General features: G+C 48.5%; 23 protein-coding genes and 1 pseudogene. 13 read left to right on the top strand and 11 right to left on the bottom strand.

The features are described from left to right. The first annotated feature begins 24 nt into the window (after positions 1-24). From G5S52_RS12560 to G5S52_RS12535, 6 genes and pseudogenes are all read left to right on the top strand, one after another. Positions 25-2,196: a type I secretion system permease/ATPase gene (locus G5S52_RS12560; RefSeq protein WP_165013998.1), complete on the top strand. Its 2,172-nt coding sequence runs from the start codon at positions 25-27 to the stop codon at positions 2,194-2,196. Then, the gene (locus G5S52_RS12555) at positions 2,189-3,571 is read left to right on the top strand and encodes an HlyD family type I secretion periplasmic adaptor subunit (RefSeq protein ID WP_165013996.1); all 1,383 of its coding nucleotides are present in this window, start codon (positions 2,189-2,191) and stop codon (positions 3,569-3,571) included. Before G5S52_RS12560 ends, G5S52_RS12555 begins: the two co-directional genes overlap by 8 nt. 30 nt (positions 3,572-3,601) lie before the next feature. Continuing rightward, on the top strand, positions 3,602-4,951 hold the full coding sequence (locus tag G5S52_RS12550; protein ID WP_165014020.1) for a TolC family outer membrane protein: 1,350 nt from the start codon (positions 3,602-3,604) through the stop codon (positions 4,949-4,951). A 2-nt stretch (positions 4,952-4,953) separates the two neighbouring features. Then, positions 4,954-5,553, top strand: a complete 600-nt coding sequence (locus G5S52_RS12545) for an OmpA family protein (protein WP_165013994.1) — start codon at positions 4,954-4,956, stop codon at positions 5,551-5,553. Between the two features lie 65 nt (positions 5,554-5,618). After that, positions 5,619-7,571, top strand: a complete 1,953-nt coding sequence (locus tag G5S52_RS12540; protein WP_165013992.1) for a bifunctional diguanylate cyclase/phosphodiesterase — start codon at positions 5,619-5,621, stop codon at positions 7,569-7,571. Positions 7,572-7,794: 223 nt separating this feature from the next. Then, positions 7,795-8,328 (top strand): annotated as a pseudogene (locus tag G5S52_RS12535) (siderophore-interacting protein); the annotation flags it as partial. Between the two features lie 62 nt (positions 8,329-8,390). Here G5S52_RS12535 and G5S52_RS23960 read toward each other — a convergent pair. The 8 genes from G5S52_RS23960 to G5S52_RS12505 all read right to left on the bottom strand — a co-directional run bounded on the left by G5S52_RS23960 (position 8,391) and on the right by G5S52_RS12505 (position 16,147). Next, positions 8,391-8,573 (bottom strand): hypothetical protein, encoded by a 183-nt coding sequence (locus tag G5S52_RS23960; protein ID WP_235956227.1) that lies wholly within the window; start codon positions 8,571-8,573, stop codon positions 8,391-8,393. Beyond that, on the bottom strand, positions 8,570-8,725 hold the full coding sequence (locus G5S52_RS23955; RefSeq protein WP_235956226.1) for a hypothetical protein: 156 nt from the start codon (positions 8,723-8,725) through the stop codon (positions 8,570-8,572). Before G5S52_RS23955 ends, G5S52_RS23960 begins: the two co-directional genes overlap by 4 nt. Before the next feature lie 112 nt (positions 8,726-8,837). Continuing rightward, on the bottom strand, positions 8,838-9,908 hold the full coding sequence (locus G5S52_RS23950; protein WP_235956223.1) for a DUF7840 domain-containing protein: 1,071 nt from the start codon (positions 9,906-9,908) through the stop codon (positions 8,838-8,840). Between the two features lie 14 nt (positions 9,909-9,922). Beyond that, positions 9,923-10,663 (bottom strand): Lnb N-terminal periplasmic domain-containing protein, encoded by a 741-nt coding sequence (locus G5S52_RS23945; protein WP_235956221.1) that lies wholly within the window; start codon positions 10,661-10,663, stop codon positions 9,923-9,925. A 226-nt stretch (positions 10,664-10,889) separates the two neighbouring features. Next, positions 10,890-11,132, bottom strand: coding sequence for a formate dehydrogenase subunit delta (locus tag G5S52_RS12520; RefSeq protein WP_165013988.1), 243 nt, complete (start codon positions 11,130-11,132; stop codon positions 10,890-10,892). A gap of 12 nt (positions 11,133-11,144) precedes the next feature. After that, a complete protein-coding gene (fdhF, locus tag G5S52_RS12515) occupies positions 11,145-14,018 on the bottom strand; it encodes a formate dehydrogenase subunit alpha (protein WP_165013986.1) in 2,874 nt (957 codons plus the stop codon). 18 nt (positions 14,019-14,036) lie between these two features. Then, positions 14,037-15,635, bottom strand: a complete 1,599-nt coding sequence (locus G5S52_RS12510; protein ID WP_165013984.1) for a formate dehydrogenase beta subunit — start codon at positions 15,633-15,635, stop codon at positions 14,037-14,039. Next, positions 15,632-16,147 carry a formate dehydrogenase subunit gamma gene (locus tag G5S52_RS12505; protein ID WP_165013982.1) on the bottom strand — a complete coding sequence of 172 codons (516 nt, stop codon included), beginning with the start codon at positions 16,145-16,147 and terminating at the stop codon, positions 15,632-15,634. Before G5S52_RS12505 ends, G5S52_RS12510 begins: the two co-directional genes overlap by 4 nt. A gap of 276 nt (positions 16,148-16,423) precedes the next feature. On the opposite strand from G5S52_RS12505, the gene G5S52_RS12500 reads away from it, so the two are divergent. From G5S52_RS12500 to G5S52_RS12475, 6 genes are all read left to right on the top strand, one after another. Next, positions 16,424-17,515, top strand: coding sequence for a PfkB family carbohydrate kinase (locus G5S52_RS12500; protein ID WP_165013980.1), 1,092 nt, complete (start codon positions 16,424-16,426; stop codon positions 17,513-17,515). Then, complete coding sequence (locus G5S52_RS12495; RefSeq protein ID WP_165013978.1) at positions 17,509-18,423, top strand: pseudouridine-5'-phosphate glycosidase; 915 nt, start codon at positions 17,509-17,511, stop codon at positions 18,421-18,423. Before G5S52_RS12500 ends, G5S52_RS12495 begins: the two co-directional genes overlap by 7 nt. Before the next feature lie 286 nt (positions 18,424-18,709). After that, positions 18,710-19,735, top strand: coding sequence for a choline metabolism transcriptional regulator GbdR (gbdR, locus tag G5S52_RS12490; protein WP_165013977.1), 1,026 nt, complete (start codon positions 18,710-18,712; stop codon positions 19,733-19,735). Positions 19,736-20,246: 511 nt separating this feature from the next. Continuing rightward, positions 20,247-20,933 carry an SDR family oxidoreductase gene (locus G5S52_RS12485; RefSeq protein ID WP_165013975.1) on the top strand — a complete coding sequence of 229 codons (687 nt, stop codon included), beginning with the start codon at positions 20,247-20,249 and terminating at the stop codon, positions 20,931-20,933. After that, the gene (locus G5S52_RS12480) at positions 20,917-21,159 is read left to right on the top strand and encodes a GNAT family N-acetyltransferase (RefSeq protein ID WP_165013973.1); all 243 of its coding nucleotides are present in this window, start codon (positions 20,917-20,919) and stop codon (positions 21,157-21,159) included. Before G5S52_RS12485 ends, G5S52_RS12480 begins: the two co-directional genes overlap by 17 nt. After that, positions 21,153-21,371 carry a GNAT family N-acetyltransferase gene (locus tag G5S52_RS12475; RefSeq protein ID WP_165013971.1) on the top strand — a complete coding sequence of 73 codons (219 nt, stop codon included), beginning with the start codon at positions 21,153-21,155 and terminating at the stop codon, positions 21,369-21,371. The genes G5S52_RS12480 and G5S52_RS12475 overlap by 7 nt, the downstream gene beginning before the upstream one ends. Before the next feature lie 50 nt (positions 21,372-21,421). Here the strand turns inward: G5S52_RS12475 and G5S52_RS12470 are convergent, their stop codons facing one another. From G5S52_RS12470 to G5S52_RS12460, 3 genes are all read right to left on the bottom strand, one after another. Further along, positions 21,422-21,883: an Hsp20 family protein gene (locus tag G5S52_RS12470; protein WP_002539983.1), complete on the bottom strand. Its 462-nt coding sequence runs from the start codon at positions 21,881-21,883 to the stop codon at positions 21,422-21,424. A gap of 275 nt (positions 21,884-22,158) precedes the next feature. Then, positions 22,159-22,428 carry a hypothetical protein gene (locus G5S52_RS12465; protein ID WP_165013969.1) on the bottom strand — a complete coding sequence of 90 codons (270 nt, stop codon included), beginning with the start codon at positions 22,426-22,428 and terminating at the stop codon, positions 22,159-22,161. Between the two features lie 143 nt (positions 22,429-22,571). Then, complete coding sequence (locus tag G5S52_RS12460; RefSeq protein ID WP_165013967.1) at positions 22,572-23,351, bottom strand: AraC family transcriptional regulator; 780 nt, start codon at positions 23,349-23,351, stop codon at positions 22,572-22,574. Between the two features lie 98 nt (positions 23,352-23,449). On the opposite strand from G5S52_RS12460, the gene G5S52_RS12455 reads away from it, so the two are divergent. After that, entirely contained in the window at positions 23,450-24,604 is a 1,155-nt protein-coding gene (locus G5S52_RS12455) for a multidrug effflux MFS transporter (protein ID WP_165013965.1), read from the top strand. Positions 24,605-24,629 lie beyond the last annotated feature (25 nt).

The raw sequence follows: 24,629 nt of genomic DNA, 5'->3' as shown, positions 1-24,629 counted from the left end.
TTTAATTTGCATTTAGCCGACAATATGCAACCGCAGTGGAGCATTCCCGGTTCAGTTCAAACCACTGAAGACCCACTGCTGGAATGTTTAGTCATACTGACTGAGCATTATGGAACCCCGTGCTCAGGCGAAGCCTTGGTGGCCAGCCTACCTATGAGAGAAGCCCGCTTAACACCTGAACTTTTCCCTCAGGCTTCTTCCCGCGCGGGTTTGGTTTCACGCGTAGCAAGAAAACCGCTTAACACCATTGGAGATATGCTTACACCCTGCGTGCTTCTCTTGATCGACCAAAAAGCCTGTCTATTGCGCTCAATCGACGATGAGACTGGCACCGCTGTCATTCAGATGCCGGATACAGGCGGAGAGACCGAACTCACCGTCGAAGAGTTGGAAGCCCAATACATTGGCTATGCCATCTTGATCAAAAAGCAGTACCGAGGCGATCAAAGTGTCGACGTCCATCAGCATGGCAAGAAAGGACATTGGCTGTTTTCCATGCTGTGGGAGGCCGCGCCTATTTATCGTGAAGCGTTATTGGCATCGGTTGTGATCAACATCTTTGCCCTCGTCTCTCCCCTCTTCATGATGAACGTTTATGACAAAATCCTACCAAACCAAGCTTTCGAATCACTCTGGGTACTCGCCACAGGTGCGACACTGGCCTTTGTGTTCGATTACATCCTTCGCTACGTCAGAAGCATGATGATAGATACCGCAGGCAAGAAAATAGACATTGTCGTTTCATCCCGTTTGTTTGCCAAAGCCATGGGGATTCCCTTGGAGAAACGCGGGCCAAGCGTTGGTGGTATGGCAAAACAACTCAGTGAATTTGATAGCGTTCGCGAAATGCTCACTTCCACCACAGTCACTGCACTCGTGGACTTACCGTTCGCGATTTTGTTTCTTTTCATCATCTACATTTTTGCCGGTGATCTCGCTGTGGTTCCTCTTTTCGCTGGCCTCATTATCATTGGCTATGCCTGCGCAATTCAGCCAAGGTTGCGGGCTGCTATTGAAGAAAGCAGCAAGTTCGCCGGTTTGAAAAACGGCCACTTGATAGAAAGCCTGTCTGCCATGGAAGCCATCAAAGCCAACCTTGCTGAAGGCATCGTTCAGAAAACATGGCAACAGATGATCGCGCACTCAGCTGACTGGGGATTAAAGGTCAAAAAGATTTCCCAGTCTGTCTCTTACCTCGCGACCTTTGTTACCCAAATGACGGCAATAGCCGTGGTGATTTTTGGTGTGTACCGGGTCTCCCAGGGCGACATCTCTATGGGTGGCATTATTGCTGCCGTGATGTTGTCGAGTCGCGTCGTGTCTCCTATGGCGCAACTGGCAAACTTACTGACTCGCTCGAATCAAACCATAAGCTCGCTACGTCAGCTAGATGGGTTGATGAATCAAGATGACGAGTATGAAGGCAAAGGTCATCTGATCAGTCGCCGCCAATTAAAGGGACAACTCGAGTGTGCGGGAGTTTCTTTCACCTACCCTGAAGTCGAGGAGCCTGTACTCTATCCTAGCTCACTCAAAATCACCGAGGGTGAAAGCGTCGCTATCATCGGGAAAAACGGGTCAGGAAAAACCACGCTGCTCAAAATGTTTGCCGGGCTCTATCAACCCTCTCAAGGGAGCCTGAGATTTGACGGTATCGATTCCAAACAAATCCACCCAGCCGATCTCAGGCGAAACATCGGCTACATGCCTCAAGATATCACCCTGTTCCATGGTTCAATCAGGGATAACATCCTATTCGGTACCCGCCAGGTCACTGAGCATCAGCTGATACGTGCGGTGCAGCTCTCTGGCGTTGGTCAGTTCACCTCTCTCGACTCGCAAGGGCTTGACAAGCAGGTGGGTGAAGGCGGCAACTCGCTATCAAGAGGCCAGCGACAAGCTGTCGCGTTGGCTCGCGCCATCCTCAATGACCCTTCTGTGTTGTTGATGGATGAGCCCACATCATCCATGGATGCATTTGCAGAAAAGCAATTTATTAGAGCGATGCATCAGGTCAGCAAAGAAAGAACCCTTGTTCTCATCACCCACAAAATGTCCCTGCTGCACATTGTTGACCGCGTGATTGTTTTAGACAAAGGGCGAATCTTCTTGGATGGACCAAGAGAAATTGTCCTCAAGCAGCTTTCACAAGGCGCCGGCAATGATCAAGCAAGGAGGAAAGCCAACAATGAGTAAGGCTGAAGACCGCAAAGATCTCGACATGGCGGACGATATCTATGGCGCCATGATCATGGATGTACCCAGCAAATATCGCATCGTGCTTTGGTTGTTGATCGTAATGGTCGCATTGTTCATCGCGTGGGCATCACTTTCCTCTCTCGATCAGGTGACACGCGGGGAAGGCAAGGTGATCCCGCCTTCGCAAGTCCAGCTCATTCAAAGCCTTGACGGCGGTATCTTGCAGGAAATGTATGTCACAGAAGGAATGGTGGTGGAAAAAGGCATGCCCATTGCTCGCATTGATGACACCCGATTCCGCTCCGACGTTGCCCAGCAAGAAGAGGAAGATGCCAGCCTGAATGCCAATATCATTCGCTTGCAGCAAGAACTGGATAGCATTCAATTGCAGGGTCTCGACGTGAACTGGGAAGACCAGATACTTATCAAGTCTGTTGAACTGGCATTTCCCGAAGCATTGAGTACCCAAGAGCCAGAGTTAGTCGAACGCCAAAAACTTGAGTATCAGGGACATTTAGATGATTTAAAAAACAAGATCGAAATTCAGTCCCGACAGGTGCTCCAAAAACAACAAGAGATAAAAGAGCTCAAAACCAAAATCAAAACGCTGGAAAACAGCGCCAAACTGGTTGCTCGTGAATATGAGCTAACCAGACCACTCGCCAAGAAGAAAATCGTACCTGAGATTGAGTTACTCAAGCTACAACGTCAGCTTAACGATATGCGGGGCGAAATTGCTGCTTTGCACCAACTTCAGCCCAAACTCAAAGCGGAGCAAGATGAAGCAACCCTGAAGCGCCGTGAAGCCGTTCTCGCTTTCAAAAACGAAAACCTCACCCAAATCAGTGAGCTGGAAGCCAAGCTATCCCGTTTACAACAAGCCAAAGTCGGCTCACAAGACAAAGTGGACAAAGCCATTATCACTTCTCCCGTGAACGGCACCATCAAAACCATTCATATCAATACGCTGGGCGGTGTCATCAGCCCCGGCGAGGACATCCTCGAAATCGTCCCTAACGAAGATCAGCTGCTTATCGAAGCCAAAATCCAGCCGAAGGATATCGCTTTTCTGCACGCGGGATTACCCGCTGTCGTCAAAGTCACAGCTTACGACTTCACCCGTTATGGCGGCTTGCAGGGCAAATTGGAACACATCAGCGCAGATACCACACAGGATGACAAAGGCAACAGTTTCTATCTGGTAAGAGTGAGAACCGATGAGTCGAACCTGAAGGATAAGAACGGCTCTGACATGCCCATCATCCCTGGCATGTTAACCAGCGTGGACATCGTCACCGGTAAACGCACTGTGTTGGATTACATCCTAAACCCGATTTTGCGTGCCCGGGAATCCGCCCTTCGCGAACGTTAATTGAGTACATGACCCAGGAGCTCGTCAATGATGCCGAACACAAGCTGTCAAAAACGCTTCAAACGTCTTCTCTCAGTCGCCCTTTCCGGTGCTGTCTTGTTGCCGACAACCGCGTACTCAGACACGCTGGAGCAAGCCGTTGCCAAGGCGCTTTCCTCGAGTCCAGACGTAAGACGGGCATTTCACGCCCACAAAGCACAACAAGAGCAAATTGACCAGGCATTCTCCGGTTATCTCCCTGTTGTCGATCTCACCGCTGGATATGGCTGGGAAAAAACGAACAGTCCTTCAACACGCGCTGCAGGCAGAGAAGACGATGAACTCAACCCAGGCGAGGCGGGGATCAGCATCAGACAAGCGCTCTTCAGCGGTTTCCAAACGCAAAACGAAGTCGACCGTTCAAGAGCGGCCGCAAACGCCAGTTATTGGAACCTCATCTCCGCGTCGGAAGACCAAGCCTTAGAAACGGTGAGAGTCTATATCAAATACCTTCAAGCCAAACAGATCGTTGAACTGTCAGAAGAAAACCTGAAAAGTCACGAGACCATCTATGGTCAAATCAAAGAGAAAACCGATTCTGGCCTCGGTTCCTCAGCGGATTTGTCGCAAATTACGGGTCGTTTGGCGCGAGCAAAATCCAACCTTATCGCAGCCAGAAACAACCTGATGGATGCAAGAAGCAATTACATCAGAGTCGTCAATGTTCCACCGGAAGGCCTGAACACACCACTTCCAGACGCTGCGCTCATTCCTGACGATCTAAATCAAACCATTGCCATCGCGGAGAAAGAACACCCCACCATCAAGGTATCTTTCTCGGATATCAATGCCGCCAATTTTCAGCGAGAAGCCGCCAAATCTTCTTACTACCCAGAAGTCAGTCTGGAACTGAATGGGAACTGGAATAACGACCTTGGTGGAACCCTGGGTCATGACAATGATCTGCAGGCCATGCTGCGTGTGCGTTACAACCTCTACAATGGTGGAAGGGATACGGCATTTGAAAAGGAAATGGCCTATCGCATTGGCGAATCGAAAGAAGTTAACCAAAAAGCGGTTCGTGATGTGATTGAAGGTGCCACCTTGGCGTGGAATGCGCGAGTCAGCCTTCAAGAACAAATGGGCTATTTGAGAGAGCATGTTACCGCATCGGTGGAAACCCAGAGCGCTTACACACTGCAATTTGGTTTGGGCCAGCGCTCTCTGATTGACTTGCTGGATTCGGAAAACGAACTCTTCGAGTCGAGGAAGGATTATCTCTCCGCAGAATACGACTACCTGATCGCGGAATACCGCATTCTCAACTCAACCGGAAGACTCCTCTCCTCTCTGAGAGTTCAGCCACCAGCCACAAAACAAACCGCGAGTGAGGAGCAATAACGATGAAAAAAGTCTTGATAGCGTTTTGCTTCTTCACTCTCGTTGGATGCAGTGCCAACGGCATCGAAAGCTTCCCGGAAAATGACGAACAGTCTGCTGATTTACGGGATTTAGACCTCGACGGCGTGATTGAAGCAAGAGAAAAGTGCGACAGCACCGTTAAGGGAGCGGTTGTCGATAACGAAGGCTGCTCAGGCGTCAATGTGGTGAACGAGCGCATCACGCTAAATGTGCTGTTCGCTAACGGTTCCGCTTACGTCAACCCTAAATATTATTCTGAAATCGCCAAAGTCGCTGAGTTTATGGCGGATTTCCCTTACTCAGAAGTCACCATTGAAGGGCATGCCAGTGCCGAGGGGCCTGCTGATGTGAACAAACGGCTGTCACTGCTGCGCGCTAAATCAATTGCCGCCCTTCTCTCATCTATTCATCGTATCGATCGCAGCCGTATTCAAGCCATAGGGTACGGGGAAGAACGCTTGCTTGATGAATCAGATACCCCCGAGGCACACCAACTTAACCGACGCGTCGTGGCAGACATTCGAGGAAGTGACAAGCGCATACCCTTGAAGTGGACGATTTATACCGATGTTGAAAACTGAGATAGAGCATGACTCAGGTCGTTGAATCGACCCGAATTTGCACACCATTCCAAATGGGACAAAGCATGACTATAACCAACAAAATCACACTTGTTGTAGCGACCACTCTCTTATGTCTGTGCACGGCGATGGCCTATGCAGAATTCACCGTCAACCTTGCTTTCATCAAACAGGAAATGCAGTTTCAAGCCAGCAGTGCGATGCAAAATCTGAGCGCAGCGTTAGTACCGATTCTGGAAACAGGCGATCTGGACAAAAGTGAGCGCTTTTTTGAAACCGTGATGAATGAAAAAACCGCCCTCAGTCAGGTGACACTGCAGTGGTTGTTTGACGGCGATCTGCAAACCTGGAGTCAGGAGGTAGCCATCTCTCAACCTGCTCCGGAATGGTTTGTTGCTTTTGACCTTATCCAACCCATTTGGCTGACCAAGACCGTCACAAACAGCTGGACTGATTTAGCCACCCTCTCAATCCTTGTCGAGACTGACAACGCTTATTCGACATTGTGGCAGCTGTTTCGATCGTTTCTCATTTCATCCATCATACTGATCACTGCGGCGACGCTCGTGGTACGGTATACCACTGCCCGCATGCTCTCGCCGGTGAAAACTATCACCCACGAAGCAAAACGTATTGCGAAGTTGGACTTTTCCAATGCCGTACCTGCCCCGAAAACCAGTGACCTGTCCGAGCTAACCACCGCCTTCAATGACATGTCATTACAGCTTCAGAATCTTTTTGAAACGCTTAACGAAGAGATAAGTAGCCTACAGAAAAAATACCTTTATGACGACGCCTCAAGCTTGCCAAACCGGAGTTTCCTTATCCGTCAAACCGAAAGCTGGTTGTTGAGTGGGGACTGCGGCGTATTAATGCTGATTAACCTGAAATGGCTTGAAAATACCGACCCAAAACAAGGCACCAAAAACTTTAACGAATGCATTCGCTCCATGGGGCAATCTATTGAGCGCATACTAGAGCACACCAACGATTCTTTGGTAGCAAGAACAGCAAAGTATGAAATTGCAGTCGTGATACCCAGCATTCACGAGCAACAAGCCCGTGAGCATCTGAGAAAAATCATCAGAGCCATCAATTCGGAAATCATCATCAATGGATTGCCCATCGCCAACGGCTTTGCCATCGGCGTTGCTGAACGAAACGGTAACGATTCCGTATCATCCCTGATTGAGCGCGCGAATATCGCCAAAAACCAAGCCGACACAGAAAGTACCGTCTTTGCTTTCTCCCAAACCACACAGGAACATTCACAGGAACAACTTGATGAGAAATTGGTGGAGGCCTTACAGAATGATACTTTCGAGTACATGCTGCAGCCCGTTTTTGCGACCGCTTCTCACGAGATACAGCAATACGAAGTGTTTACCAGGCTTCAGTTGGGCGACAACGCTATGGGTGCAAACAAGTGGTTATCTGACCTCTCTAGGCTTTCCATTGCGCAACGCTTCGACCGTTGCGTGGTGAAGAAGCTGGTGACTGTTTTAAAATCAGACAAGGAAATCGCTCCCCTTTCGATCAATTTAACTTCAGACAGTATTAAAGACCCTGACTTCATCATTTGGCTTATCGACACCATCACAACGAACAAGCTCGAAAACCGACTCTACTTTGAGTTTGCCGAAGCAATTGCCTGTAATCATCCGGAAGATTGTGAATTGGCTTGCAGGAGCTTTAATGAAGCAGGGATACGCTTTGGGATAGACAGGTTTGGACAACATCTCGCTTCGGTCTCTTATCTCAGAGCGTTAGAGCCGCACTTTGTTAAGCTTGATCATTCTTTTATTCAAAACCGCGATGGTTCCAGCGACCACTTACTATTGCTAAAACCGATCATAAAAATGGCATCCAGTTTGGGGATCGAAGTCATCGCTTCTTCGATTGAATATAAGCATCAACTCTCTACACTACCGACATCGAACATCGATGCTTATTTCGGTTTTATCGCTCCTCCGTTTCCTTTGGAGTCACTGAACGAAGAGATGCGCAAGAGCGCTTAGAAAGCATTCAAACCGGCCTGAACATTACTGCAGCTCCTTAAAAACAAAGCCACGCACTAGCGTGGCTTTGCGAAGGACTTTCCTGCTTTACTGCCAACTGTGAAGATGGATAGATCCAATTGGCTTTTACGCCGCATGGGAACACAGACCGGAGTTCATTACTTACGGGCAAAGCTAGTTATGCATAGCTAAACCATCCGCGAGTTGGAATACAGCGCCCATGATCACAGTGGAATATGTCCGTCATAAGGTTGATGACTGTGGTTGTGGCCATGCCGCTCGCTGGGCAATGAACGCCAAAGTTGGCGATACCATGACGATTGCTGGCCCTGGCACCATTCAGGAAATCAATAAAGAAGCCGATTGGTTCTTTATGGTTGCAGATATGACTGCCCTTCCTGCACTGTCTGTCAAAATTGCATCGCTACCTCAACATGCAAAAGGCCATACGGTGATTGAAGTGCTTTCTCAAAGCGACATTCAGCCGATTCAAGCCCCCGAGGGTATCCAAATCGACTGGCTGGTAAAGGGCGAAAAAACACTGGCAGAGCAAGTTAAGGAAAAAGAATGGCTGGATGGTAAGGCTGCCATCTGGTGTGCTTGTGAATTCGATTCTATGCGCTCGCTACGCCAATATTTCCGAAATGAAAGAAACGTCGAGCGAGACAATATTTATATCAGCAGCTATTGGAAAAACGGCGTGACTGAAGAAGGCCACAAAGTGATCAAGCGGGAGGATGCTGAGGCAGTTGCTTAGTTCGTGCCTTCAGAGTTTCCAACATTTAGCAGGGAGCATAGTTAGCTCCCTGCTGCGTAGAATTACAGGCTAGCGATAACTGCGCTGTAGTATGACTGAGGAGTGACTTCCTCTACTGCCATTTGACTTCCCACATTGCTGCGAATAGAGGCAATCACATCTTTTTGGCTTTCACCCCCAACTTCCAGCATTTCAAGCATCGCATGAATGTACTCACCTGAACCTTTCGAGGTGTCTTCCATCATTGGTCAAAATTGTCCTGAATGAACATTGCTGCCTTAACACGGCTGCCTTCACAGGTTTCTTGTGAAGAGATATTTGAAGAAACCGCGGTGGTACCTAAATCCCAGATAACGTTCGAAATACCAGCAGCTGCAGGAATGTCGTTAAAGATCATTGCGCCGATACCGCATTGTGTCCAAGGGTTAATACCCTTTTTTCCTCAGCAACAACATTGCCCGATACCAAAGCAGCAGCTACAGCGAATAAAGCGATTTTTTTCATAGTCTTCACCAATAAATAGATAAATGAGCGGCGTACTCAAATCCTTGGTTGTAGCGAACTGAAGTCCTTACATCAAAAGCTTGATGCTCAAAAAACCGTTGCTCCCAAGTCAAATGATTCTCGTATTGCCATTTTTCGTCCAAATTGAAATAACCGCCTAATTTTATTGAGGTAACCCAATATGGGGTGACGGTTAATATTCCCCCAACTTCTGGTCCGCTAAGAAAGTTAATGTCTTTTAACGAGTTAACTTGCAACTCTCCCGCTAACGCTAAATGGCTCACAAAGCCGTCATAGGGCTGCCAGCTTGTTCCAGCAAAGCCCTCAAATGTCGTATCTGAGCAATCAATGCAATTCAGCGATGCCGGCTTGTAACCAGCACTGATCCCCCAAGCCCATTGACTGTCACCAGGAAGTCCTGTCTGAGAGAGATTCAGGTTGATAATGTCTATTAAGGTAAACTCTCTTAAACGAATCTTGCTCTCTTCTTTGGTGTAGAGAAAAGTGAGATCAAAGGTATTAAGTGCGGAGTTTGGAATACGTGCTGCATTCACGCTCAAAAGGTCGTAGTAGTTGGCGCGAAATCGAAGAGCCATTGCTTCACCAAAAGCTTCGTTGTGAAGTGTCGAAGCTTGAAACATTGTTGTATTCTGCGCTTTATGAGGTGGTATTTTTTCCACTGCTTTCCAGCGTGTCTCTGACGCTGGCAGACTAAATCGCAAAGCCAATAGGGCTTTCAATTTTGAAGTTTGTGGCTCACTCAGCCCCTCACTTTTAACATCTATAAACGCGTAATAGTCGTAAAGTGTATCTATGATACGAGTCACTTCGTCGTTCGAATGCTTGTTGAAATGCCTTGCCAAATCTGTTGATGGCTCACTGATCACTCTAGCGACCGTATCCCGCTCCTCTCGACTAAGTTGGGTGAAGCGCTCATACAACTGCTCTTGTCGCGAACCGTGATAGGTGACTTTTTCTACTACCTCTCTAGTATCTGGTTTGTTCAGCATCATCACGATGTCATAGGGCATAACCCAGCTTTTACCTTTCGCTACCAGAGGCTTCTCAATGACCATCTCAAGCACTTTCGCTAGCTGATAGGCACAGTTTTCAGTGAAAAATAGTAGGTCATGCTGGAGTGCTCTAGTTCCCATAAATGGGCTAGTAAAAAGTTAACTTTCTCTTGAGGCAGATCGAGACGGTACTCCCACAAATCTCTAAGTTCTGATTCGTTGTAGGTAAGGTTCTGATGATGGTATTTTTGATTAGTAAAATGGCCTGAGTACCCGCCTGTTATCCCCTTGTAGATGTACACAAATTTATTGTCTCCATCCGGAACCCTAGCACCGTAGTTAAACGTATTATCAAGAAATTCGTGGTTGTTCTTGCTGTTGAACTTCAACAACAAGTGGCCATACATAGATGCGGGGTTACCCAGATAACCGCTGGCATACACTAGGCTGACACTTTCCGCCTTAAAAGCGCGCCGATATGCTTGATAGTTTGTGCAATCCACCTCAGGAAACCGAGCGTTTGGCAATTGCTGTTCCAGCCATATCTTTCTAGCCGGAAAGCGACACTGAGATTGAGGTTGGGACTTAAACGCTTCTAAAGTAGCGATAAGTTCCGAGGCCGCATCAATCTTGCCATTCTGGGACAAAAAGAAGTCAGGGCTATTTATCAAGCTCTCTGAACCAAACCAAGAAGGCTCATGGTGAAGAAGACTTAACCAGGTGGAGTCGTTATGGAGATTTGGGGAAAGAGCTTTTTGATGAGGACTTCCGGCATTAGTTGTAAAAGACACCAAAAGTTGTAATAAAAAAAAGCTCAAGTATTTTAAAAATTGCTTAATGATCTTGATTCTTATTTACGCGGTGGATGTAAGTTGATTAAAACATAAGATGTCTATCTTTTCGATACATTATTAGAAGCACTTCAAATATCGAACAAACTTCAAGCAAACTAAGAAATCAGACTCCCCAAATATCGATAATTGTTTGCAACAAACAAGAAAACCACGCATGGACGTGGTTTTCTCATTTGCACAACAATCTGATTTACCCTGCTTTCAACCGATATTCCTCAGCCAGCATTTCAGCCGCTTTTTCAGCGATGGGGTTCAACAACCCACTTCCCAGCGCTGCAAACAGGCTCTGCTTCATGTCGCGTGACCAGAAGCGGCGAATATGGGAGGCGACTTCGTCGACCGTCTCTTGCTCGGTTCTGCCATGCTCGAGGTTGTCAGCGATTTGGTTCGCCATCGCGTAAAGGCGTTCGTTACGATGAAGTTCACCGTCCATGTTCACTCCTGCTTAATCGCTGCTGTCCTGAGTCGCCGCAGATAAATGGGCTTGTTGCTGCTCATCAAATTCACGGAAACGCTGCTGCCAATCCGCCTGTTCCACTGCCACTTTCACCTGCACCGCCGTCACTTTGTATTCAGGACAGTTGGTTGCCCAATCTGAGTTTTCTGTGGTGATCACATTGGTACCAGACACCGGATGGTGGAACGTGGTGTAAACCACGCCCGGTTGCATGCGGTTGCTGATTTTCGCGGGTAAGGTAATTTCACCTGCACGGCTCGCAATCCGGACTGGAGATCCATCTGTAACACCGCGATCTTCCGCATCCAACGGATGAATTTCCAATACGTCTTCCTGATGCCACTGACTGTTGTCAGTACGACGAGTCTGTGCACCAACGTTGTATTGGGAAAGGATACGCCCAGTCGTCAGCAACAATGGGAAGCGTTTATTCACCTTCTCTTCTGTCGCCACGTATTCGGTCACCACAAAGCTGCCCTTACCTTTCACAAATCCGCCGATGTGCATGGTTGGGGTCCCTAGCGGCGCTTCATCGTTACAAGGCCATTGAATGGAGCCCAGCTCATCCAGTTTTTCATAGCTCACACCATGGAAAGTCGGCGTCAGCTTGGAGATTTCATCCATGATTTCGGAAGGATGCTTGTAATGCATCTCGTAGCCAAGGGCGTTGGCGAGATCCATGGTCGCTTCCCAGTCGGCTTTACCCGAAAGCGGAGCCATCACTTTACGCACTGGCGAGATACGGCGCTCCGCATTGGTGAAGGTACCGTCTTTCTCTAAGAAGCTGGCACCCGGTAAGAATACATGCGCAAACTTCGCCGTTTCGTTGAGGAAGATGTCCTGAACGATCAGGCATTCCAACGATGTCAGCGCTGCTTCAACGTGTTGGGTATTCGGATCAGATTGGGCGATGTCTTCACCCTGCACATACATGCCTTTAAATCGACCTGCGATAGCGGCATCGAACATGTTAGGAATGCGAAGCCCAGGTTCATCATCAATCGGCACACCCCATTCACACTCAAACAATGCACGTACTTCTGGGTCTGACACATGGCGATAACCCGGCAACTCATGAGGGAACGAGCCCATATCACAACTGCCCTGCACGTTGTTCTGACCACGCAGTGGGTTAACACCCACCCCTTCACGACCGACGTTACCTGTCGCCATGGCAAGGTTGGCAATCGCCATAACCGCTGAGCTGCCTTGACTGTGCTCAGTCACACCAAGGCCATAGTAAATGGCACCGTTTCCGGCTTTTGCATACATACGGGCGGCTTCTCGGATCAGCATGGCGGGAACGCCTGTGGCGCTTTCCATCGCTTCCGGTGAATGATGTTCATCGGCAATAAAGTCGCGCCATTTTTTGTACGCTGCCATGTCGCAACGCGCTTCAATGTATGACGTGTCTTCCAACCCTTCATTGATGATGACGTGCGCCAATGCATTCAACACGGCGACATTAGTTCCCGGACGCAGTTGAAGATGGTATTGGGCACGGACATGCGCTGCATTGACCAGATCAATTTCGCGTGGGTCGATAACAATCAGTTTTGCGCCGCTGCGAAGACGACGTTTAAGCTGGGACGCGAACACCGGATGACCATCGGTTGGGTTGGCCCCGATAACAATAATCGCATCGGCTTTTTGGACTGATTCGAAGGTCTGTGTCCCTGCGGATTCGCCCAGCGTGGTTTTCAAGCCATAACCCGTCGGAGAGTGACAGACACGCGCACAGGTATCCACGTTGTTGGTACCAAAGCCTGCGCGAACCAGTTTTTGCACCAGATAGGTTTCTTCATTAGTGCAGCGGGAAGAGGTGATCCCACCCAGCGCATTCGCGCCGTGTTTATCGCGGATCGCTCTGATCTTATCTGCGGCAAAACCAATCGCTTCTTCCCAACTCACCTTGCGCCAAGGTTCATGAATAGAATCGCGGATCATCGGGTCAGTCACACGATCTTTGTGGGTTGCATAGCCAAAGGCAAAACGCCCTTTCACACAAGAATGCCCCTGATTCGCCTTGCCATCTTTGTGCGGCACCATTCGGATCAATTCATCACCGCGCATTTCAGCTCGGAATGAACAACCAACGCCACAATAGGCACACGTCGTCACACGATAATGGCTCGGGGTGCCGAGTTCTATCACGCTGTTTTCTGTCAATGCTGCCGTCGGACAGGCTTGCACGCAAGCACCACAGGATACGCATTCAGAGTCCATAAACGACTCTGACCCTGCGACGATACGGGACTCAAAACCCCGACTTTCCACCGTCAGTGCGTGTTGACCCTGAATCTCTTCACAGGCACGCACACATCGGGAACAGACGATGCATTTGCTGGTATCAAAGGTGAAGTAAGGATTGGAGGTGTCCTTTTCCATGTTGAGGTGATTGTTACCTTCGAATCCGTAGCGCACGTCACGAAGACCAACTGCCCCCGCCATGTCCTGCAATTCACAGTCGCCATTCACCGCACAGGTCAAACAATCCAGTGGATGGTCTGAAATGTATAACTCCATCACGTTACGGCGTAACTTACGCAGCGCTTCATTTTGTGTGGTGACTACCATGCCTTCGGCAACGGGTGTGGTGCAGGCGGCGGGTTTTCCGCGCATTCCTTCAATTTCCACCACACACATACGGCATGAGCCAAACGCTTCGAGTGAATCAGTGGCACACAATTTGGGAATTTGAATATTCAGCATGGTAGATGCATGCATCACCGACGTGCCCTCTGGCACAGAGATTGGCCAGCCATCAATGGTCAGTGAGATTTGCTTAACGTCTTCGCCTTTAACAGCAGGCGTACCGAAATCTTTGCTGCCTTGCTCAATGGGAATATAGAACTCAACCATTGTCTTCTCCTCAACGGCTTACTTGCCGCCACTGTTCACTTGGGCACCCGCGTCCTTCGCGAGCCCGAAATCTTCTGGAAAGTGCTTCAATGCGCTTTTCACCGGAAACGGCGTCATCCCACCCATGGCACAGAGCGAGCCCTGCTCCATGGTCTCGCAGAGATCATCCAGCAGCTCTTTACGTTCCAGCTTGTCATCGCCTTGCGCATCCAGCAGTTGGTCAATCACTTCCGCACCGCGGACTGCGCCAATACGACAAGGCGTGCATTTGCCGCAGGATTCCAGCTCGCAGAATTCCATCGCAAAACGCGCCATCTGGCTCATATCGATTTGATTGTCGAACGCAACGATGCCGCCGTGGCCCAGCATGGCACCACGTGCAGCGAGATGTTCGTAATCCAGATCTGTATCCCAGTCATGTTCAGCAATGTAAGCGCCAAGCGGTCCACCAATTTGTACGGCTTTAAGGGGTTTTCCTGTCTTGCTGCCACCACCAAAATCAAACAGGAGTTCCCGAATCGTCACGCCAAAAGCCAACTCAAACAGACCGGGGCGTTTCACATTCCCCGCCAGTTGGATTGGCATGGTGCCGAGGGAGCGACCCTGACCGAAGTCTTTGTAGTGATCCGCCCCTTTGGACAGGATGATAGGCACCGAAGCCAGCGAAATAACGTTATTGATGACGGTGGGCTTGCCAAATAAGCCTTCAATGGCCGGAAGCGGTGGCTTGCTTCTTACCAATCCACGTTTGCCTTCCAAGCTCTCCATCAGTGAGGTTTCTTCACCGCAGATATAGGCTCCCGCCCCCATCCGAAGCTCTAAATCGAAATGTTTGCCGCTGCCGCAAATATCCGCCCCCAGATAACCCGCCGCATAAGCGTTTTCTATCGCTTGGGTGAAGATCTTGCAGGCATTCGGATACTCAGATCGGGTATAGACATATCCCTGTGTGGCACCCACCGCGATGGCGCAAATGATCATCCCTTCAATCAGGGTGAACGGGTCGCCTTCCATCAGCATGCGGTCGGCAAAAGTCCCGGAATCGCCTTCGTCTGCATTACAAATCACATACTTTTGACCCGCAGGTTGGTCTGAGACGGTTTGCCACTTAATACCGGTTGGGAACGCCGCACCACCGCGACCACGCAGGCCAGAGGTTTTTATTTCGTCGAGAATTTCTTGGGTGCTCATACCCAGCGCTTTTTCCAGCCCGACGAACCCGCCTTTGATGCGGTAATCTTCAACATCTAACGGGTCAACAAACCCAACACGTTCGAACGTCAGCCGTTGTTGTTTTTTCAGCCAGGAGATTTCGGTGGTCAGCCCCAAACAAAGTGGGTGCTCCGACGCAGCGCTGCCCTCTTCATCTGGCGCAAAGAAACGGAGTGCTATTAGGGAATCCACGTCATCTTCGAAAACCGGACCAAAGGCCACTCGGCCTTCAGCCGACTCCACTTCAATCATGGGTTCAAGCCAGAACAAGCCGTGGGAACCGTTACGGATAATGGTCAAAGATTCGCCCATGGAGGCGGCACTATGTGCCAAACGTTGAGCGACTTTCTCAGCGCCACGGGAAACAGAAGAAGAGTCGAGGGGAACATAAATGCGATAACTCATGGCGCTTTCACCTCGATCACTTGGGTGAGCAACGAATCGACGAGGTTATCGAATGCCTCATCGTTCATTTCACCGTGGATATCATCACCGACTCTCACACACGGTGAGTACATGCAGTTGCCCAGACAGTAAACGGGCTCGAGGGTGAAGTTGTTATCTTTGGTCGTTTCGTGAAAGCCAATACCCAGCCTCGAGGCGGCGTGTTTTTCAAGGGCACGCGAGCCCATCGACTGGCAAGATTCAGCGCGGCAAATCTGAATAACATGTCCGCCCGGTGGGTGATTGCGGAACTCATGGTAAAAGCTGATCACGCCATGCACATCGGCATTGGACAAATTCAGTCCGTGCGCAATCATCGGCACAGACGCCGGAGGCACAAAACCCAACTGATGTTGAATATGGTGTAACACAGGTAACAGCGCGCCCGGTTTGGCTTTAAGCGAATTGACCGCCTCTGCCACCACCACGCGCTCCTGCTCCGTTAAAGCGCTACCCTGAGCTTGGTTTTCCATTGGCTATCCTTGCTGTTCATCTTCATGAAACACCGTGTTACCAGTGTTGTCTTCAATTGTAGAGCCAATCATCCAACCTCCTGTTCCCGAATTGAGACCCAATCAGGTCGTAATGCGACGCTCCTGATAGAAAAGCATGGTCAAAACTGACTGGTTTTTATACAAATTTTTTCTATGGCGTCACACAATAATTAATTGTTACCCCACAGTAATTGACAGTTTACCCACCCAAGACAACACTAACATTTGTTTAACAACCAAACAGGTGTTAGCTTCATGACCTCCCGCGAAGATGAAATACTGCAATTGATCAAAGATGATCCTTTCATCCAGCAACAGAGCATTGCCGACAAGCTGAATATCAGCCGGTCTGCCGTAGCAGTGCATATCATGAATATGACGCGAAAAGGGGTGATCCGCGGAAAAGGCTATATTGTCGACCGCTCGCAGTATGCGGTGGTGATTGGCGGCACCAATATGGACATTCTGGGTCAGCCAGAAGTAGCGATGGTCGAACGCGATTCCAACCCAGGGAAAATCACAGGTTCAGCTGGCGGTGTCGGGCGGAATATTGCAGAAAACCTTGCAAGACTTGGGGTCGATACAAAGTTAATCTCAGTGGTGGGGGATGATACTTATGGCAATGTCGTGCTTGAAACGACGAGAAAAGCCGGCGTCGATGTTAAAGCTGTCAGTCAACTAACGGGGCAAACCACCTCTACCTATCTCTCGTTACTCGATGCCCATGGCGACATGCTGGCAGCAGTATCAGATATGTCGATTCTGGAGCATCTGAACATCGGTTTACTTGCTCAGCACACTGACCTTATCCAGCATGCTGCAGCCATTATCATCGACACCAACCTCAACGACGATGTTCTCGCTTACCTGTTTAGTAAGTTTCACGATCAAGTCATCTATTTGGATACGGTGTCGACGGCGAAATCCATCAAAGCCAAACCGTATCTCAAACATATCCACACACTCAAACCGAACCTGTTGGAAGCGGAGACCATTTCTGGTTTACCGCTGAATTCCGATGAGGATATCGACGACATTGCAGACTGGTTCATTCAACAAGGCATCACCCGCTTGTTCCTGAGCCTTGGAGCAGATGGCATCCTCTACCGCTCAGCAGAAGACACCGCCTTAATCCGTCCGTCCAAAGTCAATGTGGTCAATGCCAATGGAGCAGGAGACGCCTTTCTCGCCGGATTGGTGTACGGACAAATGAATAATCTGACTGACGCAGAATCCTGCCGCTTTGCGCTCGGCTGCGCCATGTTAACGATGGAGCACATGCAAACCATCAACCCAGCCATTACCGAACTGATGGTGCAACAGCGCCTAGAGGAAGCCTTATGTTAAACCCCTATCTCGACATTCACCCGGCCGTTAAGCAAGCCTTGTCAGAAGGCAAACCTGTTGTCGCGTTGGAATCCACCATCATTTCCCACGGTATGCCCTATCCGGAAAATGTCGAAACTGCCCTGCGGGTTGAACAAGCAGTGCGTGATAACGGCGCGACTCCTGCCACCATCGCGATTCTCAAAGGACGTTTAAAGGTTGGGTTGAGTGAAGAAGAAATCACTTATCTTGGAAAACGCGGTCAATCAGCGATTAAAACCAGCCGTCGCGATATTCCTTTCATTGTCGCCAACAAAGCCGACGGCGCAACCACGGTCGCGTCGACGATGATTTTGGCCGATATGGCGGGCATCCGCGTATTTGCCACGGGTGGCATTGGCGGCGTTCACAGAGGTGCTGAGACCAGCTTTGATATCTCTGCGGATTTGGAAGAATTGGCAGAAACCAAGGTCGCCGTTGTGTGCGCGGGGATTAAGTCCATCCTCGATTTGGGACTGACACTTGAATACCTCGAAACCAAGGGTGTTCCTGTAATTGGCTACGGCACTGAGACACTGCCAGCGTTTTATACGCGCGAAAGTCAGTTTGGCGTCGACTACCGAATCGACAGTCCTGAACTCATCGCGGCCGCACTGAAAGCGAAATGGGAAATGCAGCTTAAAGGCGGTGCGGTGATTGCCAACCCTGTACCCGAAGAACACGCCCTGAAGAATGAAGAAATTGATAGCGTCATTGAAGCTGCGATTAATGAAATGGATGCCAAAGGTATAAAAGGTAAGGATTCCACACCATTTTTGTTGGCAAAAGTGGCCGAAAAGACCGCAGGAAACAGCCTAAAAGCCAACATTGCATTGGTACTCAACAATGCAGCGCTCGCCGCTAAAATTGCAGTTGCATACAGCGATTAACACTCACTCTCAATAATACCCTCAAATTTCATTACACCTCTAAACACCTTGAGTGCCGGAAATTCGGCCTCAAGGTGTCCGTTTTATAAGATATCTTCGCACCTTTTGTCTTAAAACAGAGCATTTAGCACATGACATCTGTGTTTTAAATAAATTAATTTTACTTTTTTTTAACATTGTCCTACCCATAGGGGAGAAGCTGCGTTCTGGACTGCGCCAATCTCTAAGAGCTGTAACTAAATTAAACAAGGACGGTTTAAAACAAACCGAGAATGGAGAGGTTCCTATGGGCACAGTATCCTCAATACGCCAAACAGTTAACATCGGTTTCTACCTGTGTGACCGCTTTACCATGCTAGCAATGGCTTCTGCGATAGAAGTATTGCGGATGGCAAACCAGTTGTCAGGCGAGACCTTATACCGTTGGCACACACTGAGTGAAGACGGTAAATCGGTATCAGCCAGTGATTCGCTACAAGTCGGTGTCGATGAAGGCATCCCTTCCCAGCAAGCTTTGGACATTGTGATTATTTGTGGTGGCTTAGATATTGAAAAGGCAGCCAGTCCAAAGCTGCTGAATTGGTTGGGCTCACTGGATAGAAAGCAAGTGACCATTGGTGCTATCTGTACGGGCAGCTATCTGTTGGCAAAAGCCGGTATCATGCAGAACAAAGCTTGCTCTATCCACTGGGAATATCTCGCTGGCTTTCAGGAGGCTTTCCCCACCGTCCGTGTCAGCAACAAACTTTTCTCTCTTGACGAGAAGCGCATGACAAGTGCGGGCGGAACTGCACCGATGGATATGATGCTCAATATGGTCACGAAAGAGCACGGCAACAAACTGAGTGCTGCGATCTCTGAAATGTTCATGTGCGAACGTGTGAGAAATACAGAAGACGTTCAGAAAATACCGTTGAGAAATCTGATCGGCACTGCGCAACCTAAGTTGCTTGAAACCGTATCCTTAATGGAAGCCAATCTTGAAGAGCCTTTCTGCATCGATGAACTTGCTGGTCTCGTGCAGCTATCCCGTCGTCAACTCGAAAGACTGTTCCAACGACATATTCAGTGTTCGCCTTCACGTTACTATCTGCACCTCAGGCTCAGTCGTGCCAAACAACTACTGATCCAGACCAATCTGTCGATTATCGAAATCTCGATTGCCTGCGGGTTTGTATCCACACCCCACTTTTCCAAATGCTACAGAGATTACTACGGCATTCCGCCAAGAGAAGAGCGTGTAGGCATGCGCCAAGAACAAGAGCCGACACTCGGCAGTGTCAGCTTAGAGAGCGCACAAATAGCCAGCTAAACGCTGCATAACTTCCAAAATATCAGCCCCGGAATTTCCGGGGCTTTTTTTCTCCGGCAGGATCTGCCATCTCATCTGTTGGAATGAAGTGTTCAATTTTTCATCAATACTAATTTCGCCGTACCTGATCTTCGTTTATGTGCCGATAATCTAGACGATCCTGACATTTCAATAAGAAGCCAGACACATAACGAAACCTGTTTCGCCGCATGCAAATTTGGAGCAAAAATAAAGCCTGCCGTGTTTAACTACCCCCTGCTTAACCCGCGCACTTTTTAATCAGACGGCTTTATCCCAAGATGACGTTTGTATTAATTCAACGTTACCCAAAGGGTTATCCACCGTTTCTGTGGGTAACTTTCTTCGCGACACGTAATAGATTGAGTTTATGTGATTAAATCCTGACCTCGCAATTTTTGCGACTGAGGACAAATTTTTTCCCCAAATATTCTTTTGTCATCTCAATGACATATAGCCTGCCTAAATCATCGTACAAGAAAGGAGTCATAGGATGAGTACTATTGTGGTTACAGGCGCTGCGCGCGGAATAGGCTTAGAGCTAGTGAAAACTTATCTTGCGAAAGGCGATAAAGTAGTCGCTACCTATCGCACATCAGAGCCGCCTATTGCACTGGCTCAGTTGCAAGGGACTTGTCAATTAACGCTTCACCCTCTGGAAGCGACCGACTCACAAAGCATCGCAGCGTTTGCTGCATCACTTGCAGACACTCATATTGATGTCTTGGTGAACAACGCAGGTGTTATTGGTCCCGACCATCAGAGTTACAGCGACATGGACGTTGAAGGATGGAAACACACCTTTGAAATAAACACCATCGCTCCTTTGATGATTACCAACGCTCTGCTCAGCAACTTAAAGAAAAGTCCTTCACCTAAAGTCATCACGATTTCCAGCCAGATGGGAGCTTTGAACCGAGAGTCCACCGGAATGTTGGCTTACCGAAGCTCTAAAGCTGCCGTAAACAAAGTCATGCAGGTACTGGCGTTGGAGCTTAAAGCAGAGGGCATTATTGTGTGTCCGGTACATCCTGGGTGGGTGAAAACCGACATGGGTGGTGACGAGGCCGATATCACAGCGCAAGAGAGCGCAGAGGGTATTGTAAAACTCTCTCAGTCACTGACAATGAAAGAAAGCGGCAAATTTTTCACTTGGGAAGGTTATGAACACGCTTGGTAAGCACATTGAATATCTCTGGCTGGATACAGACTCAGAGCATTATCAACAGGCTTTGAGCCTTCGTTACGCGTTGTTTTTCGAAGAGCCACGCCTACCTTGGGAAGTTTTATTTGATGCGGATGAACATAACAGCCGGCATCTCGCGGCTATCTGTGACGGGGAATTGCTGGCTTATGGCCGGTTGACCAAACGGGATGATTCAACCGTGAAGATATCACAATGGTAGTTTCACCAGACCATCAGCGCAAAGGGTTGGGAGAGGCCATTCTTAGCCGACTGGTTGCCCACGCTAAAAAGCACTTAACAAAACATATTATTTTAAGTGCACGCCTGCATGCAATTCCGCTTTATGAAAAGTTGGGATTTAATAAAATGGGTGGCGTGTATACCTCACCGAAAACTGGCATTAAACATATTAAAATGAAACTAGTACTATGAAGGGCTGAATGAATCAGCCCTTTTATTTAACGCAACATCATGAAATTTAATTAAGCAATCACTTCTTCTTTGTTTTCAATAGAAGATGGTGAACCGCCATTGATTGCAATGGACTTTGCTTTCATTGCTTCAGGAATCACTTTCAGAAGGTTAATCTTCAGCAGACCATTTTCCAGATCTGCACCGGTGACCTCAACATAGTCAGCCAGGTTGAACTTACGTTCGAAAGTACGGTTTGCAATGCCTTGGTACAGGTAGTTTTTACCTTCTACCTTCTCCTTCTCACCACGGATTGTCAGCACACCGCGCTCAACGTTAATGTGAAGCTCTTCTTGAGTGAAGCCAGCAACTGCAAGCGTTATCGCGTACTTGCTGTCTTCGAGCGATTCAATGTTATATGGAGGGTAACCCGCTGCTGCGCTTTCTGCGCGGAACGCGTTATCCAGTAAATTGGCAAAGCGGTCAAAGCCGACGCTATTACGGTATAGTGGGGTCAAGTCGATAGTTTTCATCATATATCCTCCAATGAAGCGATATTAAATTTAGTTAAATAATTTGCCCGAGAGGCCGCACGAATATCGCCACAACCTCTACACCACTATATTTGGAGATAGACCAAAACACTTTCAAGGGTAAAAAGAGAAAAAAATTTTATTTTCTTTTAAATCTTTGATTATTAGATGGCGAAACTTTTAAATGTAGACCATTTGTTAATATAAAATTCGAATCGCTAATAAATTTATATTGGGGTGATATAAGCAAGATTCAAGGCGTGGGATATAAAAAATTAGTAGCTAATATTTTCATTGTCGATAAGAAGGTTATCCTCCACGAATGTCTTACGCTCTTTATCGTTACACACGCGGTGCATGCAAGTGTTTAGGCACAGTGCCTGAACCACTTTCTTTGAATGGGCATTTAAACAGCTAAACTCGGCAGCGCAAAGTTGACCGTTCATAAACAGGCGCTCGAGTGTTTCTACACTGAATTCAAGCTGCACTTTTTCAACGTGTTGAACTGCGGTGGCTCCTTTGCCTTTAACGTGCTTGCTATCCATTGCCTTCACCCGTCTGAAATTCCTATCACATACCTTGAATTTAGATGATAATGGTTATCATTACAACCCGAGGTAAATTATGGATATGAACGACACGCTGGCGGTAACGCTGCATTGAATGAACAATTTGCACTGTAAATTTCTTATTCGGTGGGCTCTCTGAGGTACCTTCCTGGTGTGTTGCCTGTCATCTTCCTAAAGAAGCTGATAAATGCACTGTCGCTGGAAAATTTCAGCGCCGAAGCCACTTCTGACACACTTTCCCCTTCCGACAAGCGCTCGACAGATGCCTGCAACCGCCATTGTTGTCGCCAGGACTGATAAGGCATACCCGTTTCCCGAGTGAAGATGCGACTGATAGTTTTAGCACTGGCACCAATACCTTTTGCCATCTCGACTAAAGGCTCTGGCAGCACATTCCCCGCCATCACTTCCTCAAGCCAAACTTTTAGGCGGCGATCAGAAGGGAGCTTCAATGCGAAGTGCTCTTCCTGTGCATCGCCGAACTCCTGACAAAACAGTGAGAAGACCGCTTGCTGTTCTTCTTGTGGCATTTCCCATTCCCAGTAGGCCATACGCTCGATGAGTTCTCTGAGCAGGCCGTTTACAGCGATTATCTTGATGTCTTTCGGAAGGTGCTGGGATATCTGTGCGTCGAAATACAATGACCGATAAGCCACCACATTTCTCATCACTGCGCAGTGAACGGTGCCAGCAGGGATCCAGGCAGCACGACTTGGAGGCAGCACACACCACAACCCGTTCAGGTTGATGCTCATGCACCCTGAAGAAGCAAACAGAAGCTGATGCTTATTGTGTTTGTGCATTCCCGAGTCATGACGTCCAATCTGTGCGGCAACGCCAATGATAGGCGCTTCCAACACATCCGCGTTAAATCGGGTTTCTTCGGTTATAACTGCCATCTGTCCTTATTTTGATGTTTTTGGTTCTAATTGCGTTAATAGGCCAAGTATATCTACCTGTAGACTCCACGCCATCAAAAACGATTATTGGAGACTTTATGAAAACGCAAACCCCGTCTTTGTGGCTTCTTGGGGCGCTGTTGATGTTTCCCCAAATTGCCGAAACAATTTACAGCCCGGCATTGCCCGATCTGGCTGAAGCCTTTGACGTTTCCTTTGATACGGCATCACTCACGTTATCGGTTTACTTTTCAGCATTTGCAGTTGGCGTAGTGGTGTGGGGAAGGCTTGCCGATACATTAGGACGACGCACAGCGATGCTCATTGGTTTGGCGACTTATGCACTGGGAAGTGTGTTAGCCATGGTCGCGCCTGACTTTCATGTCGTGCTTTTAGCCCGGGTGATTTCCGCCTTTGGGGCAGCGACAGGCTCCGTCGTCGGTCAAACCATGTTAAGGGACAGCTACGAAGGCGCTGAATTGGGCAGAGTCTTCTCTATCATGGGAATGGCGACAGCAATTAGCCCTGTGATTGGACTGATTCTCGGAAGTGTCGTGACCACTTACTCAGGTTACTTGGGTGTATTCACAACATTATTGGGTCTAGCAGTGGTGTTACTGGTTGGGTCTACATTTGCTCTGATAGAAACCAAACCCGTGCATACTCAACGTGTTTCGCTTGCTACAGTGTGCCGTGCAATGCTGCGAGATCGCTCAATATGGAAGAATGCTATTTTAGTGGCCGCCTTTAATCTTATGCTGTTTGGCTACTACGCGATTGCGCCTTTTACTTTCAAACAACTGGGTTTCAGTTCCATTGAGTTCGGCTACACCGGGGTTGCACTGGCGCTGGGATCATTTGCAGGCAGCATGATCAATAAGTCTTTACTCAAACGCGGCTTCGATGCGAATACAATGGTCTCAAGCTCCAGTGCACTGGCTGTGCTCTGTAGCGCTGGCGTAGGGGCACTACAAGGAAGCTACCTGCTTGTTCTGCCAATGATGGGAATCGTTGTCGCTTACGGCATTGCAATACCCAATATTCTTGGCCAAGCATTGGTTAACTACCGCCAGTATGCTGGCTCTGCCGGTGCGCTGTTTGGATTGATGTATTACCTCATGCTTGGAGTTTCGTTGGGCATTGCAGGAATATTCCAGAATCTCGGGGGAACCTTGTTCACCGCTTCTTTGATTACGCTGGTATTCGTCTTGCCAACCACGAAAAAACGCCTGGCATCAGCGACCAACTCATAAACAGAAGCCCACGGTTACCGTGGGC

Origin of the sequence: Grimontia sedimenti (assembly GCF_011045095.1) — a bacterium.
GTDB classification, from domain to species: Bacteria; Pseudomonadota; Gammaproteobacteria; order Enterobacterales; family Vibrionaceae; genus Enterovibrio; species Enterovibrio sedimenti.
The sequence above is the reverse complement of the archived record's forward strand: the minus strand, read 5'-3'. Positions and strand labels throughout refer to the sequence as shown.

What these genes read in the sequence shown, in the direction of transcription:
- G5S52_RS12560 (WP_165013998.1), top strand. Translation starts at nt 25, where the DNA reads ATGCAACCGCAGTGGAGCATTCCCGGTTCAGTTCAAACCACTGAAGAC.
- G5S52_RS12555 (WP_165013996.1), top strand. Translation starts at nt 2,189, where the DNA reads ATGAGTAAGGCTGAAGACCGCAAAGATCTCGACATGGCGGACGATATC.
- G5S52_RS12550 (WP_165014020.1), top strand. Translation starts at nt 3,602, where the DNA reads ATGCCGAACACAAGCTGTCAAAAACGCTTCAAACGTCTTCTCTCAGTC.
- G5S52_RS12545 (WP_165013994.1), top strand. Translation starts at nt 4,954, where the DNA reads ATGAAAAAAGTCTTGATAGCGTTTTGCTTCTTCACTCTCGTTGGATGC.
- G5S52_RS12540 (WP_165013992.1), top strand. Translation starts at nt 5,619, where the DNA reads ATGACTATAACCAACAAAATCACACTTGTTGTAGCGACCACTCTCTTA.
- G5S52_RS23960 (WP_235956227.1), bottom strand. Translation starts at nt 8,573, where the DNA reads ATGATGGAAGACACCTCGAAAGGTTCAGGTGAGTACATTCATGCGATG.
- G5S52_RS23955 (WP_235956226.1), bottom strand. Translation starts at nt 8,725, where the DNA reads ATGATCTTTAACGACATTCCTGCAGCTGCTGGTATTTCGAACGTTATC.
- G5S52_RS23950 (WP_235956223.1), bottom strand. Translation starts at nt 9,908, where the DNA reads ATGGTCATTGAGAAGCCTCTGGTAGCGAAAGGTAAAAGCTGGGTTATG.
- G5S52_RS12520 (WP_165013988.1), bottom strand. Translation starts at nt 11,132, where the DNA reads ATGGACGGTGAACTTCATCGTAACGAACGCCTTTACGCGATGGCGAAC.
- fdhF (WP_165013986.1), bottom strand. Translation starts at nt 14,018, where the DNA reads ATGGTTGAGTTCTATATTCCCATTGAGCAAGGCAGCAAAGATTTCGGT.
- G5S52_RS12510 (WP_165013984.1), bottom strand. Translation starts at nt 15,635, where the DNA reads ATGAGTTATCGCATTTATGTTCCCCTCGACTCTTCTTCTGTTTCCCGT.
- G5S52_RS12505 (WP_165013982.1), bottom strand. Translation starts at nt 16,147, where the DNA reads ATGGAAAACCAAGCTCAGGGTAGCGCTTTAACGGAGCAGGAGCGCGTG.
- G5S52_RS12500 (WP_165013980.1), top strand. Translation starts at nt 16,424, where the DNA reads ATGACCTCCCGCGAAGATGAAATACTGCAATTGATCAAAGATGATCCT.
- G5S52_RS12495 (WP_165013978.1), top strand. Translation starts at nt 17,509, where the DNA reads ATGTTAAACCCCTATCTCGACATTCACCCGGCCGTTAAGCAAGCCTTG.
- gbdR (WP_165013977.1), top strand. Translation starts at nt 18,710, where the DNA reads ATGGGCACAGTATCCTCAATACGCCAAACAGTTAACATCGGTTTCTAC.
- G5S52_RS12485 (WP_165013975.1), top strand. Translation starts at nt 20,247, where the DNA reads ATGAGTACTATTGTGGTTACAGGCGCTGCGCGCGGAATAGGCTTAGAG.
- G5S52_RS12480 (WP_165013973.1), top strand. Translation starts at nt 20,917, where the DNA reads ATGAACACGCTTGGTAAGCACATTGAATATCTCTGGCTGGATACAGAC.
- G5S52_RS12475 (WP_165013971.1), top strand. Translation starts at nt 21,153, where the DNA reads ATGGTAGTTTCACCAGACCATCAGCGCAAAGGGTTGGGAGAGGCCATT.
- G5S52_RS12470 (WP_002539983.1), bottom strand. Translation starts at nt 21,883, where the DNA reads ATGAAAACTATCGACTTGACCCCACTATACCGTAATAGCGTCGGCTTT.
- G5S52_RS12465 (WP_165013969.1), bottom strand. Translation starts at nt 22,428, where the DNA reads ATGGATAGCAAGCACGTTAAAGGCAAAGGAGCCACCGCAGTTCAACAC.
- G5S52_RS12460 (WP_165013967.1), bottom strand. Translation starts at nt 23,351, where the DNA reads ATGGCAGTTATAACCGAAGAAACCCGATTTAACGCGGATGTGTTGGAA.
- G5S52_RS12455 (WP_165013965.1), top strand. Translation starts at nt 23,450, where the DNA reads ATGAAAACGCAAACCCCGTCTTTGTGGCTTCTTGGGGCGCTGTTGATG.